Raw genomic sequence first — 12,994 nt, forward strand, 5'->3', positions numbered from 1 at the left:
CTTGAGTTCTCAGACCTCGTCGACGCTCATCGCGCCCTCGTTCGGACGGCGGGAGAGGTCGATGCCGAGCTCCTCCGCGGCGCGGAAGACGTCCTCGTCGGTGTCGCGCATCTCGATGGACATGCCGTCGCTGGAGAGCACCTCGACGTTGAGGCACAGCGACTGCATCTCCTTGATGAGCACCTTGAAGGACTCGGGAATGCCGGGCTCGGGGATGTTCTCGCCCTTGACGATGGCCTCGTACACCTTCACGCGGCCGAGGACGTCGTCGGACTTGATGGTCAGCAGCTCCTGGAGGGCGTAGGCGGCGCCGTACGCCTCCAGCGCCCACACCTCCATCTCACCGAAGCGCTGGCCGCCGAACTGGGCCTTACCGCCGAGCGGCTGCTGGGTGATCATGGAGTACGGGCCGGTCGAGCGGGCGTGGATCTTGTCGTCGACCAGGTGGAGCAGCTTGAGGATGTAGATGTAGCCGACCGAGATCGGGTCCTTGTACGGCTCGCCGGTGCGGCCGTCGAACATCCGCGCCTTGCCGCCCGGGCCGACCATGCGCTGGCCGTCGCGGTTCGGCAGGGTGCTCTCGATCAGGCCGGTGACGTCGTCCTCGCGGGCGCCGTCGAACACCGGCGTCGCGGTGTTCGTCCAGGGGTCGGCCTCGTCGGCGCCGATCGCCTTCAGGGCCCGCTTCCACTCGGCGTCGTCGCCCTCGACCTTCCAGCCGCGGGAGGCGACCCAGCCGAGGTGGGTCTCCAGGACCTGGCCCACGTTCATGCGCCCGGGGACGCCCAGCGGGTTCAGGACGATGTCGACCGGGGTGCCGTCCTCCAGGAACGGCATGTCCTCGACCGGGAGCACCTTGGAGATGACGCCCTTGTTGCCGTGCCGGCCGGCCAGCTTGTCACCGTCGGTGATCTTGCGCTTCTGGGCGACGTACACCCGGACCAGCTCGTTCACGCCGGGCGGGAGCTCGTCGCCGTCGTCGCGGGAGAAGACCCGGACGCCGATGACCTTGCCCTGCTCGCCGTGCGGCACCTTCAGCGAGGTGTCGCGGACCTCGCGCGCCTTCTCGCCGAAGATCGCGCGCAGCAGCCGCTCCTCGGGGGTCAGCTCCGTCTCGCCCTTCGGGGTGACCTTGCCGACCAGGATGTCGCCGGGGACGACGTCCGCGCCGATGCGGATGATGCCGCGCTCGTCGAGGTCGGCCAGGACCTCCTCGGAGACGTTCGGGATGTCCCGGGTGATCTCCTCGGGGCCGAGCTTGGTGTCGCGGGCGTCGACCTCGTGCTCCTCGATGTGGATCGAGGAGAGGACGTCGTCCTGCACCAGGCGCTGGCTGAGGATGATGGCGTCCTCGTAGTTGTGGCCCTCCCACGGCATGAACGCCACGAGAAGGTTCTTGCCGAGCGCCATCTCACCGTCGTCGGTGCACGGCCCGTCGGCGATGACCTGGCCGACCTCGACCCGGCGGCCCTCGTCGACGATCGGCTTCTGGTTGAAGCAGGTGCCCTGGTTGGACCGCTTGAACTTGGACACCCGGTAGGTGGTCCGCGTGCCGTCGTCGTTCATGACGGTCACGTAGTCGGCGGAGACCTCCTCGACGACGCCGGCCTTCTCGGCCGTGATGACGTCGCCGGCGTCGGTCGCGGCACGGTACTCCATGCCGGTGCCGACCAGCGGCGCCTCGCTGCGCAGCAGCGGGACGGACTGGCGCTGCATGTTGGAGCCCATCAGCGCGCGGTTGGCGTCGTCGTGCTCCAGGAACGGGATCATCGCGGTGGCGACCGAGGTCATCTGCCGCGCCGAGACGTCCATGTACTGGACCTCGCGAGCGGGGACCAGTTCGACCTCGCCGCCCTTACGGCGGACCAGGATGCGGTCGTCGACGAAGGTGCCGTCGTCGTTCAGCAGGGAGTTGGCCTGCGCGATGACGTAGCGGTCCTCCTCGTCGGCGGTGAGGTAGTCGATCTGCTCGGTGACCACACCGTCGGTGACCTTGCGGTACGGCGTCTCGACGAACCCGAACGGGTTGACCCGGCCGAACGCGGCGAGCGAGCCGATCAGGCCGATGTTCGGGCCTTCCGGCGTCTCGATCGGGCACATGCGGCCGTAGTGCGACGGGTGGACGTCGCGGACCTCCATGCCCGCCCGCTCACGCGACAGGCCGCCCGGGCCCAGCGCGTTCAGCCGGCGCTTGTGCGTCAGGCCGGCCAGCGGGTTGGTCTGGTCCATGAACTGCGAGAGCTGGCTGGTGCCGAAGAACTCCTTGATGGAGGCGACGACCGGCCGGATGTTGATCAGCGTCTGCGGCGTGATCGCCTCGACGTCCTGGGTGGTCATCCGCTCGCGGACGACGCGCTCCATCCGGGCCAGGCCCAGCCGGACCTGGTTCTGGATCAGCTCGCCCACGGTGCGCAGGCGCCGGTTGCCGAAGTGGTCGATGTCATCGACCTCGATCGGCACGGCGACCGAGCCGAGGGTGGCCTCCTCCTCGCCGGCGTGCAGCCGGACGAGGTACTCGACCGTGGAGACGATGTCGTCCTCGGTCAGGGTGCCCTGCTTCATGTCCAGGTCGAGGCCGAGCTTCTTGTTGATCTTGTAGCGGCCGACCTTGGCGACGTCGTAGCGCTTCGGGTTGAAGTACAGGTTCTCCAGAAGCGTCTGCGCGGACTCGCGCGTCGGCGGCTCGCCCGGACGCAGCTTGCGGTAGATGTCGAGCAGCGCGTCGTCCTGCCCGGAGGTGTGGTCCTTCTCCAGGGTGACGTTGATCGACTCGTACGAGCCGAAGCGCTCGCGGATGCGCGCCTCGTCCCAGCCGAGCGCCTTGAGCAGCACGGTGACGGGCTGCTTGCGCTTGCGGTCGATGCGCACGCCGACGTTGTCGCGCTTGTCGATCTCGAACTCGAGCCAGGCGCCACGGCTCGGGATGACCCGGCAGCCGTAGATGTCCTTGTCGGACGCCTTGTCGAGGGCGCGGTCGAAGTAGACGCCGGGCGATCGGGTCAGCTGTGAGACGACGACGCGCTCGGTGCCGTTGATGATGAAGGTGCCCTTCGGGGTCATGAGCGGGAAGTCGCCCATGAACACCGTCTGGCTCTTGATCTCTCCGGTGGTGTTGTTGATGAACTCCGCCGTGACGAACAGCGGGGCGGAGTAGGTCATGTCCTTGTCCTTGCACTCCTCGACGGAGTACTTGGGCGGCTCGAACCGGTGGTCGCGGAACGAGAGGGACATGGTTCCGGAGAAGTCCTCGATGGGACTGATCTCTTCGAAGATCTCCTCCAGCCCCGACTGGGTCGGGACGCTCTTACTTCCGGCCTTCTGGGCCGCCTCGACCCGGGCCTTCCACCTCTCGTTGCCCAGCAGCCAGTCAACGGAGTTGGTCTGCAGAGCAAGGAGGTCCGGGACTTCGAGCGGCTCCTTGATGCGCGCGAAGGAGACGCGGTTCGGACCGGTTGCGGTATTCGAGGCGTTGCGCGAGGCTGCCAAGAGTGGTCCTTCCGAGGGCTCGCGGCGTAACTGACGACACGCACGCCAGACGATCCACGTCCGAGACCTGCACAAAGTGGTCCAAAACGGACCGTCACAGGGGTGCTCTCACACGCGGATAGTCAGAGGGCAGCGCAAAGGGGCAGTGTAGCCGACTGGTACACCGCTCGCAACTCTAGCGCCGCAGTATGCATCACGTTGCCATGGAGCATCGCCCCTCAGGGCCTGTCAGTCAAGAGCGGACTTGGACTTTTCGGGCCCTGACCTGCAGTGAGGAAGGCCATAGTTTAAGATCCCACGCCCTACCGCCGGGTAGGGCCGTGAAACGCCGTCGAGCGGCCGCCCTCGGGAGGGCGGCCGCTCGATCGTTCTCGCCGGATCCGGCGAGATCAGCGGGTCAGGAGAGGACGGTGAGCTCCGAGGCGAGCCACCTGCCGTCCTTCTCGACCATCGTCATCTTGATGCGGAGCGGCTCGGGGAGCCGCTGCTGCTTGTCGTTCTTGGTGGCGGACGACCGGTTGGCGTAGACGAGGGCCACGACCTTGTCGGGCGTCGCGCTCACCACGCCGACCTTCATCACCGTCGTGTTGGAGACGGCCTGCTGCTGGACGGCGACGGTCCTGAGCTCCTGGGCGAGCTTGTCGTACTGGGTGTGCAGCTTGCCCGTCGTCGTCGCGGACGCGGACTTCAGGTCGGCGTCGAGCGTCTGGTAGTCGTACGACGACAGCTTCTGGGCCGCGCGGGACGCTGCGTACGAAGCCTCCTTGGACGCCTGCTCGGTCGCATTCTGCTCGCGGACCTTGAACACCAGCGCGGTGGTACCGGCGCCCAGCGCGATCGTCAGGACGACCAGGACCGTGATGACCGTGGAGATGCCGCCGGACCGGAACCGGCCTCGCGGCTTGTCGTCGTCATCGGCGGTGGACTTGGCGGACTTCCCGAGGCTCAGACGTTTGACCTTCGCGGGCTTGACGTCCTCGTCGTCCTCGTCGTCCTCGTCGGTCTTGGCCTTGTCGTCCTGGTCCTCGGCCTCCGCCTTGTCGTCGGCCTTCGCCTCGTCGTCGGCATCGCCCTTGCCGGACTCGCCGGACTCGGTTTCGGCGTCCTCCGGAGCCTCCGTCTCCACGGAGGCGGCCTCCGGAGCCTCTGAGTCGTCCTCTGCCGCGTCGTCGCCGCCGGACGCGTCTTCGGAAGCCTTCGAGCCCCGCCGGGGCTTCTCCAGGGATGTGGTCGCCTCGGGGGCGTCGTCGTCCGGAGCCCCGTCCGTCTCATCCGCCTCGTCGGCCTCGGAATCGGCCTCCACGGCCGCGGCCTGGTCCGCCGCGATCTGGGCGAGCCGCGCGGCCTCCCTGGCCTTCGCGGCGGCCTCCTCCGCGAGCCGGGCCGCCTCGGCGGCCTCCTCCGCCTTGGCCGCCTGCTCCTCGGCCCGCGCGGCGCGCTCGGCGGCCCGGGCCGCCCGCTCCTCCGACTTGATCGTCACGGGACAACCTCCAGTCCGGAAACGAGCCAGCGGCCGTCGACCCGTGTGAGGTCCATCTGGTACCGGTAGCCCTGCGGCGTGCCGTTCTGCACCTTGTCGTTCGTGACGGTGCCGGTGAGGGAGACCATCACCTCGGCGGAGTCGCCGTCGATGGAGACCAGCGCGGCGTCGACGTCGGTGACGGTCGACTTGGCCTTGGCCTTGGTCACCTGGTCCATGAACGCCTTCGACTGGCCCGCCAGCTTGTTCTTGAAGTCACCGGTGGTGCCGTTCACGATGCGGTCCAGGTCGCGCTGGGCGGTGTCGGAGTTGAGCGACATCAGGTTCACGCCCATCTGCCGCGCCGACTGGGTCGCCTTCGCCTTCTGGTCGGCCTCGTCCTTGTTCCGCAGCGAGACGACGCCGAGCCAGCCGGACGCGATGGCGAGACCGACCACGACGACGCTCAGGGCGATCGCGGTGACCATGGGGAGCCTGCGCCTCATCGTGTCCCCCTCACTGGCTCAGCGGTCCGAGCAGGAGCCACTTCCACGAGGATTCCTCTCCCAACTGGCGAGTACCGGCGCTGCGCGGCATGACATAACGCTTGCCATCGGGCCCGTAGACCGCACCCGTCGTTGGATCGTATCCAGCGAATTCGACTGAATCCGCCGGATAGGACAGGTACAGGTTGCCGTTCGACAGCTGCCCGGTCGGAGCCCCTGCGGCCGCGGCCTTCCCGGAGGTCTTGCCGGAGCTCTTGCCCTTGGCCTCCGTCTTGGCGCCGCCGTCACCGTCGGTGCCGTACGCGCCGCCCTCGGGGAAGCCGGCGCCCGTCGTCGCGCCCGGCGGAACCTGCGGGTAGGGCGCGATGGCATCCCGCGGGAAGTTCCGGGCACCGCGCACGTCCGTGGGCGCGTTGTGGGGAGCCGTGCAGCCGGCGTCCAGGCGGGGCTTCTTGGGGGACGTGTCCTGCGGCCAGCGGTGCTTGGTCTTCTCGTAGCCCTTGGTGCAGGCGGGCGGCGCGTCGATGTTCAGCGCGAGCCCCAGATGCTGGGTTCCGTCGCCGGGGGTGACGGTGAAGGCGCCGGCGACCGTCACCGGGTAGAGGATGAACAGCGACCGCAGGCCCGCCTTGCGCGACGCGATGACCTGACCGGTGGTGGTGAGGTTCGCCAGGAGGACGGGCAGCGTCGGCGCGAGCTGGTTGATGGCCTTGTGCGTCTCGTCCACCGCGCCGGGCGCGCTCTCGATGGTCTTCCGCAGCGCGGGGTCGTCGTTGCGGAGGGAGGTCGTCAGCTCGTTCAGGTTCCGGGCGAAGCCCCGGATGTTGGCGGCCTGCCCGCGCTGGGTGTCCAGGACGGTCACGCTGTTGTTCAGCAGCCGCTCGGTGTCGGGGTACGCCTCGTTGGCCGTCTTCAGCAGCCGGTCGGTGTCGTCCAGGATCGACTGCAGGTCCGAGGCGGAGCCGGAGAACGCCTTGTCCAGCTCGTCCACGATGACGCCCAGGTCCTTGGTGTTCACCGAGCCGACGAGCGAGTCGACGTTGCGCAGCAGCTCGGCGGTGGACACGGGCAGCGTGGTGCGTTCCCGGGGGATCGTGTACGGGTCGCCCTCGTCCAGGTAGGGCCCGCTCTTCCGGGTGGGCTCCAGGTCGATGTACTGCTCGCCGACCGCCGACCGGTTCGCCACCACGGCCTTCGTGCCCTCGCGCGGGATCCGCTTGCCGCGCTCCATCAGCAGCTTGACGCGGATGCCGTCCTTGGTCAGCTCGATGGGCCCGACCCGTCCGACCGGGATGCCCCGGTAGGTGACCTCGGCGTTGGTGAACACGCCGCCGGAGTCGGTGAGGTCGACGTAGGTGGTGTACTGCTTGCCGAGCAGGCCGCGGCCGAGCCCGATGTAGTTCACCGAGACGATCGCCACGCCGACGACGGTGATGACCGCGAAGGCGATCAGCTGGATGATGACGCCGCGCTTCAGGATCACGAGAGGCCCCCCGCCATCAGGGTCCGCAGACCGCCGTCACCGTAGCCGGGGGCGAACGCGCCCGGACGCCCCTGCGTGCCCTGTGTCTTGCCGGGCGTCGGCGTGGAGCCGCCGGGCAGGCCCGGCAGCCCGCCCTGCCCGGTGCCGCCGCCCGGTGTCTGCGGCAGCACGCCGAGCGGCGAGTCCGGCAGCGTCACGTTCGGCACCTGCAGCATGCTGCGCATCTGCTTGCCGCTGCCGAGCAGCCCCTCCAGGTCGGTGCCGCCGAGCAGGTTGTGCGCGATGGACTCGAAGTCCAGGTCCAGGGTCAGCCGGACGTTGCCGTAGTCGCCCGCGATGACGTTCTCGAACGTCGCCGGGAACGGGAAGGTGATCAGCGTCTCCAGCGACTTCGGCAGGTCGGAGCCGGCCTTGTTGAGGTTCCGCAGGATCACGTCGAGGTCCCGCAGGTTGGCCAGCATGTCGGCCTTGGAGTGGTCGATCACGTACGTGGTGGTGCGGCTGAGCCTGTTCAGCGCGACCAGCATCTTGGTGAGGTCGGCGCGGTTGCGGTTGAGGACCGCGATCGCGGGGCCCGTCTTGTCGATCGTGTCCTGGATCGTCTTGCGCTCGTCGGAGAGCTTGCCGGTCAGCCGGTCGATGCTGTCCAGCGCCCGGGTGATCGCGGCGCGGTTCTGGTCCAGCGTCCCGGCGAACGTGTTGACCCGCTGCAGCACCGACCTGATCGTCGGCTCGCGGCCGCCCATCGCGGCCTGCAGCTCGTGGCTGATCGTGGAGACCTGCTCCAGGCCGCCGCCGTTCAGCAGCAGCGACATCGCCGACAGCACCTCTTCGATCTCGGTGCCGCGGGAGGTGCGGTTCAGCGGGATCAGGTCGTCGTTTCCGAGCTGCCCGGTCGGGGTCTCGTTCTGCGGCGGCTCCAGCTGCACGAACTTCTCGCCGAGCAGGCTGGTCTGGCCGATCGTCGCGACGGCGTTGTCGGGCAGCTTGACGTCCCCGCGGAACTTGACGGTGACCAGGGCGTGCCAGCCGCCCCGCGTGCCCGGCTCCCCGGCCAGGTCGATCTTCTCGACCTTGCCCACCGACACGTCGTTGACCTTGACCGCGGACTGCGGGACGAGGTCCAGCACGTTCTCGAACTCGATCTTCACGGTCTTCGGGTCAGAGCCGAGGTCGGGGCCGCCGGGCAGCGGCAGCGACTCCACGCCGTTGAACGAGCAGCCGGACAGGGCCGTCACGCCCGCGAGGGCGGCGGCGCCGAACAGCCGGGCGCGGCGGACGCGCCGGCGCGTGCGCCATGTCCTGCTCATCGGCCACCTCCAGGCAGCAGCGCGGTGAGATCCCGCGGCCTGCTCTGCGTTCCGGCCGTCGCGGTCTTGTTCGTCTTGTTCGTGGTGCTCGTCTTGCCGGACTTGCCGGGCGGGCCCTGCGGGCCGTAGGCGTCCGGGGGGATCGGCACCGGGTCGTAGTGCGTGGTCAGCGCCGTGATCCAGGACAGGTCCAGGCTGAAGCCGGTCAGCGCCTTGCCGATGCCGTTGTACGGCGTGATGAAGTCGAGGCACTCCTTGGCGGGCGTCCCGACCGAGTACGCCAGCGAGCAGATCCAGTCGGCCAGGTTGTTGAACTGGCGGAAGTTGTCACGGGTGTGGATGGTGCCGCTGATCGGGTCGTAGGCGCGGGCCAGGTTGTTGACGGCGAGCGGGCCGGCGGTGAGGATCTCGGAGAGCGCGCCCTTCTCCTTCACCAGCACGCCGGTGATCTGGGCGAGCTGCCGGACGTTGGCGGCGAGCTCGGTGCGGTTGTCCTTGACGAACCGCTGCACGTTCCGCAGCGTCGGGGCGAGGGTGTTGAGGGCCGCGCTGAGCTCCTCCTTCTCCCCCGCGAGCTGCCCCGACACCCCGTTGAGGTGCCCGGAGAACGACTTGATCTGCTGGTCGTTGGCCTTCATCGCGTCGGTGATGATCCGCAGGTTCTTGATCGTCTCGGCGACGTCGCCGCGGTCGGTGCTCAGCGTGCTGAGCGCCTGGGAGGCGTCCGCGATCGTCTGCCGGATGTCGTCGCCCTGCCCGTTCAGGTTCGCGGCGCCGACCTGCAGCAGCCGCGACAGCGAGCCCGCCTCGCCGTTCGCGCCCGGCGCGTTGGCGCCCTGCGGGCCGAGCGCCTGGGACAGCTCGTTCAGGTTGCCGCCGATCTCGTCCACCTCGACCGGGACCGCGGTGCGGTTCGTGCCGAGCGTCGCCCTGTCGGCGAGGACGCCGCCGCCCTTGTAGACGGGGGTGAGCTGGACGTACCGGTCGGCGACCAGCGTCTGGTTGACGATGACGGCCTGCGCGTTCGCGGGGACCTTGTACTTGGCGTCGTACCTGATCTCGACCTTGACCGAGTCGCCGGCCGGCTCGACGCTCGTGACCTCGCCGACCGGGATGCCGAGGATCCGGACGTCCGCGCCCTTGTAGAGGCCGACGGTCTTGGTGAAGTACGCCGTCAGGTGGCGCTGCTTCGGCTGCTGGAAGATCAGCAGGAGCGCGGCCGCCAGCACCGCGACGGCGAGGATCGCGCCGCCGAGGCGGAGGATGGTCGCTGAGTTGCGCACGGGAACCTGCCTGCTGCTCACGGGAGGAAGGGCAACGGGTTGTCGCGGTTGCCGCCGGTCTGGCCGTTGCCGGGCGTCTGGCCGGTGCCGGGCGAGCCGTTGCCCAGCTGGCCGCCCTGCTTCTTGGTCGTCGTCCCACCGCCGCTCGGCGGGTTCTGGATCGATGCGGGGATGGGGATGAGGTTCTGGATCCACGAGTCGAACCAGCGGCCTGTGCCGGTGACGTCGGTGAACTGCCGGGCGAACGGCGCGAACAGCTGCAGGATCCGGTCCAGGTTGTTCTGGTTCTTCAGCAGGATCGCGTTCACCTTCGCCAGGTTGTCCAGCATCGGCCGCAACTGCTTCTCGTTCTCGTTGATCAGCGCGTTCACCTGCTGCGACAGCGTGACCGTGTTGATCAGCAGCTGATGGATGACCGCGCGCCGCGCCTGCACCGCCTGGAGCACCTTGTCGCCGTCCTGGACGAGCTTGGCGAAGTCCTGGTTGCGGTCGGCGAGCAGCTTGGAGACGTCCTTGGCCTTGCCGGCCAGCTCGTGCAGCTCGTCGTCCCTGGACGCGACCGTGTTCGACAGCCGGCGCAGCCCCTGCAGCGACGCCTGGACCTCTTCGGGCGAGTTCTTGAACGTGTCCGACAGCACGTCGAACGACTTCGCGACCTGCTGGACGTCGATGGCCCCGACCCGCTGGCTCAGCTCGCTGATCGCGGGCACGACCTCGAACGGGGTGTGCGTCCGCTCGATCGGGATGTTGTGGCCGAGCCTGCCCCGGCCCCGCGGGGTGAGCGCCAGGTAGTGCGCGCCGAGGATCGTCTTGATCTTGATGTCGGCCTCGGTGCGCTCGCCGAGCCTCACCCCGTCGTCCACCCGGAAGGTGACCTTGACGTGGTCGCCGTCGAGTTCGAGCCCGGTGACCTTGCCGACCTTGACGCCCGCGATGCGGACCTCCTCGCCGGCCTTCATCCCGGCCGCCTCCTTGAACGCGGCGGTGTGGGTGGTGCCGCCGGAGATGAACGGGATGTTCTCCAGGTTCATCGCCACCACGAGGAGGACGATGATGATCGCGAACGCGGAGAGCCCGATGGGGACCGGGTTGCGTTCCCGGAACGGGATCCTCATCTACTTGCACCTCGCGTTCTCGTTCACGATCGCCGGCGTCTGGTAGACCGGTCCGCCCGGCAGCCGCACCCTCGCGTCGAAACCGCAGATGTACATGTTGAACCAGGAGCCGTAGGAGGAGATGTTCACCAGCCCCTCCAGCCGCTTCGGCGACCGCTTCAGGCCCTGGTCGATCGCCTTGCCGTTGGCGTCGAACGTGGCGGTGAGCTTGCGCAGCCCCGCGATGTCGTTGCGGATGTCCGGGCGGGCGTCGGCGAGCAGGTCCTGCGTGGTGCCGGTCAGGTCGTTGATCGCCGAGACCGAGTCGAAGATCGCCCTGCGGTCGCCGGACACCCCGCTGACGAACCCGCGCAGATCCGTGATCAGCTGGTTGACCTCGGTATGCCGCTCGTCGATGGTGCCGAGCACGGTGTTCAGGTTGTCGATCACCTGGCCGATGACCTTGTCCCGGTCGGCGAGCGTGTTGGTCAGCGACGCGACGTGCGCGAGCAGGCTGTTGATCGTCCCGCCCTCGCCCTGCAGCACCTGGATGATCTGCATGGCGAGCGTGTTGACGTCCTTCGGCTCCAGCGCGCGGAACAGCGGGCGGAAGCCGTTGAACAGCGTCGTCAGGTCCAGCGCCGGCTTCGTCTGCGCGATCGGGATCGTCCCGCCCGGCTTCAGGTAGTCGTCGACCTGCCCGGCGCCGTCGGTCAGCGCGAGGTACCGCTGGCCCATCAGGTTGCGGTAGCGGATCTGCACCTGCGTGGACGAGGGCAGCCCCGCCTTGAAGACGTCCTCCTTCTGCAGGCTGAACGTGACCTTCGCCTGGCTCCCCTTGTAGAGCTCGACGTGCTCGACCTGGCCGACCCGGACTCCGGCGACGCGGACGTCGTCGTGGTCCAGCAGCCCGGTCACGTCCGAGAAGATCGCCTTGTAGGTCGTGGTCTCCCGGAACCGCATGTTGGAGATCGTCATCGCCAGCACGCCGGTGGCCAGCGAGGTGACGACCACGAAGATCGCCAGCTTGATCGCAGCGCTCGTCGTCCTCACTTGACGGTCACCACCGATCCGTCCGCGAGCAGGGGGCCGAACATCAGCGCGGAGACGTCGGAGAGCTGGTCGGCGGGGGTCCGCGTCAGCGGCCCGAGGATGCTCTTGAGCTTGTCCTTCTCGCTCATCGAGCCCGGGTCCACGAAGACGTTCGACATCGCCCGGCCCCGGCTTCCGCCGCCGTTCGGGTCATCGGGGTTCTTCCACCACAGGTCGTCCTGGGTCCCGTCCAGCGCCAGGTAGTCCGGGCCCGGGACCTTCGGGTTCGGCAGCCCGTAGCAGCGCGGGTTGCGCTGGTCGCGGGCCTCCGGCTTGTCCAGCGGGTACTTGTAGCCCGGCCGCGGCTTGACGATCTCCACGGTCAGGTTGAAGGTCTTCGAGCCGTTCGCGCCGGCCGCCCGCTCGGCCTCCGGCCTGATCTTCATCAGCCCGGCGAACACGCACGGCAGCGAGGGCGAGTACCGGGCGACCAGGTCCAGCCCGTCCCGGTTGGCGATGTTGAAGCCGATGATCTTCGGCCCGTTCTGCCGCATGAACACGTCGCCGTCCTCGGCCAGCGCGGTGGTCGCCGGGATCAGCTGCTCGATCGTGGCCCTCTTGTCGGTGATCGTCCGGCTGGTCACGTTGAGGTTGCGCAGCGTCTGCAGCAGGTCCGGCGCCGCGGCGCTGTAGATGTCGGACACGTCCGCCAGGCCGCGCAGGTCGTGCACCAGCGTGCCCAGCTGCGGGTTGATCTTGCGCAGCAGCTCGTCGGCCTCCTCCAGGTTCCGGCCGATCTGGTCGCCGCGGCCCTGCAGCGCCGTCGCGAGCGCGTTCAGCGTCGCGTTCAGCTCCGCCGGCTTCACCGCCTGAAGCAGCGGAAGCAGGTCGTCCAGCACCTTGCCGACCTCGACGGCGGCCTGGGAGCGGTCCTGCGGGATCACCTGGCCCTCGCGCAGCCCCGCCGGCGCGGCCTGGGCCGGGATCTCCAGGTCCACGTACTTCTCGCCGAACAGCGTCTTCGGCAGCAGCCGCGCCTGAACGTTCCGCGGGATCAGCTTGGCCTTGCCCGGGTCCAGCGCGAGATGCAGCGTCGCGCCGTTCGCGGTGGCGTCGGTGCCGCGCACCTCGCCGACGATCAGTCCGCGCACCTTCACGTCCGAGTGCGGCAGCAGCTGCAGCCCGGCCCGCTCGCTCGTCACCGTCACCTTGAGCACCGGCGTGAACGCCTTGTTGAACAGCGCCACGGTCAGCGCCAGCAGCAGCACGATCACGATGATCATCGAGATGCCGAGCACCCGGAACCGCACACGTTGGCTCATGAGCGTCTCCCTTGTGGGG

Annotated in this window: 9 protein-coding genes; all 9 read right to left on the reverse strand. The window is 68.7% G+C overall.

From position 1 onward, the window contains the following. Positions 1-9 precede the first annotated feature (9 nt). The 9 genes from rpoB to ACQPZP_RS39380 all read right to left on the reverse strand — a co-directional run bounded on the left by rpoB (position 10) and on the right by ACQPZP_RS39380 (position 12,975). Positions 10-3,486, reverse strand: coding sequence for a DNA-directed RNA polymerase subunit beta (gene rpoB, locus ACQPZP_RS39340; RefSeq protein ID WP_433474707.1), 3,477 nt, complete (start codon positions 3,484-3,486; stop codon positions 10-12). A gap of 397 nt (positions 3,487-3,883) precedes the next feature. Continuing rightward, positions 3,884-4,966 (reverse strand): hypothetical protein, encoded by a 1,083-nt coding sequence (locus tag ACQPZP_RS39345; protein ID WP_433474708.1) that lies wholly within the window; start codon positions 4,964-4,966, stop codon positions 3,884-3,886. Next, entirely contained in the window at positions 4,963-5,451 is a 489-nt protein-coding gene (locus tag ACQPZP_RS39350) for a hypothetical protein (protein ID WP_433464747.1), read from the reverse strand. Before ACQPZP_RS39350 ends, ACQPZP_RS39345 begins: the two co-directional genes overlap by 4 nt. Before the next feature lie 10 nt (positions 5,452-5,461). Next, positions 5,462-6,934, reverse strand: coding sequence for an MCE family protein (locus tag ACQPZP_RS39355; protein WP_433474709.1), 1,473 nt, complete (start codon positions 6,932-6,934; stop codon positions 5,462-5,464). Then, on the reverse strand, positions 6,931-8,244 hold the full coding sequence (locus ACQPZP_RS39360; RefSeq protein WP_433474710.1) for an MCE family protein: 1,314 nt from the start codon (positions 8,242-8,244) through the stop codon (positions 6,931-6,933). The genes ACQPZP_RS39355 and ACQPZP_RS39360 overlap by 4 nt, the downstream gene beginning before the upstream one ends. Further along, positions 8,241-9,548 (reverse strand): MCE family protein, encoded by a 1,308-nt coding sequence (locus ACQPZP_RS39365; RefSeq protein ID WP_433474711.1) that lies wholly within the window; start codon positions 9,546-9,548, stop codon positions 8,241-8,243. Before ACQPZP_RS39365 ends, ACQPZP_RS39360 begins: the two co-directional genes overlap by 4 nt. Continuing rightward, a complete protein-coding gene (locus tag ACQPZP_RS39370) occupies positions 9,545-10,642 on the reverse strand; it encodes an MCE family protein (RefSeq protein WP_433474712.1) in 1,098 nt (365 codons plus the stop codon). The genes ACQPZP_RS39365 and ACQPZP_RS39370 overlap by 4 nt, the downstream gene beginning before the upstream one ends. Then, positions 10,643-11,674, reverse strand: coding sequence for an MCE family protein (locus tag ACQPZP_RS39375; RefSeq protein WP_433474713.1), 1,032 nt, complete (start codon positions 11,672-11,674; stop codon positions 10,643-10,645). Further along, positions 11,671-12,975, reverse strand: coding sequence for an MCE family protein (locus ACQPZP_RS39380; protein ID WP_433474714.1), 1,305 nt, complete (start codon positions 12,973-12,975; stop codon positions 11,671-11,673). The genes ACQPZP_RS39375 and ACQPZP_RS39380 overlap by 4 nt, the downstream gene beginning before the upstream one ends. Positions 12,976-12,994: the final 19 nt, after the last annotated feature.

This window comes from Spirillospora sp. CA-142024, from assembly GCF_050942325.1.
Classification (GTDB): Bacteria; Actinomycetota; Actinomycetes; order Streptosporangiales; family Streptosporangiaceae; genus Spirillospora.

Bases quoted from the DNA above. Each gene is read 5' to 3' on its own strand.
- ACQPZP_RS39350 (WP_433464747.1), bottom strand. From the start codon at position 5,451: ATGAGGCGCAGGCTCCCCATGGTCACCGCGATCGCCCTGAGCGTCGTC.
- ACQPZP_RS39360 (WP_433474710.1), bottom strand. From the start codon at position 8,244: ATGAGCAGGACATGGCGCACGCGCCGGCGCGTCCGCCGCGCCCGGCTG.
- ACQPZP_RS39370 (WP_433474712.1), bottom strand. From the start codon at position 10,642: ATGAGGATCCCGTTCCGGGAACGCAACCCGGTCCCCATCGGGCTCTCC.
- ACQPZP_RS39380 (WP_433474714.1), bottom strand. From the start codon at position 12,975: ATGAGCCAACGTGTGCGGTTCCGGGTGCTCGGCATCTCGATGATCATC.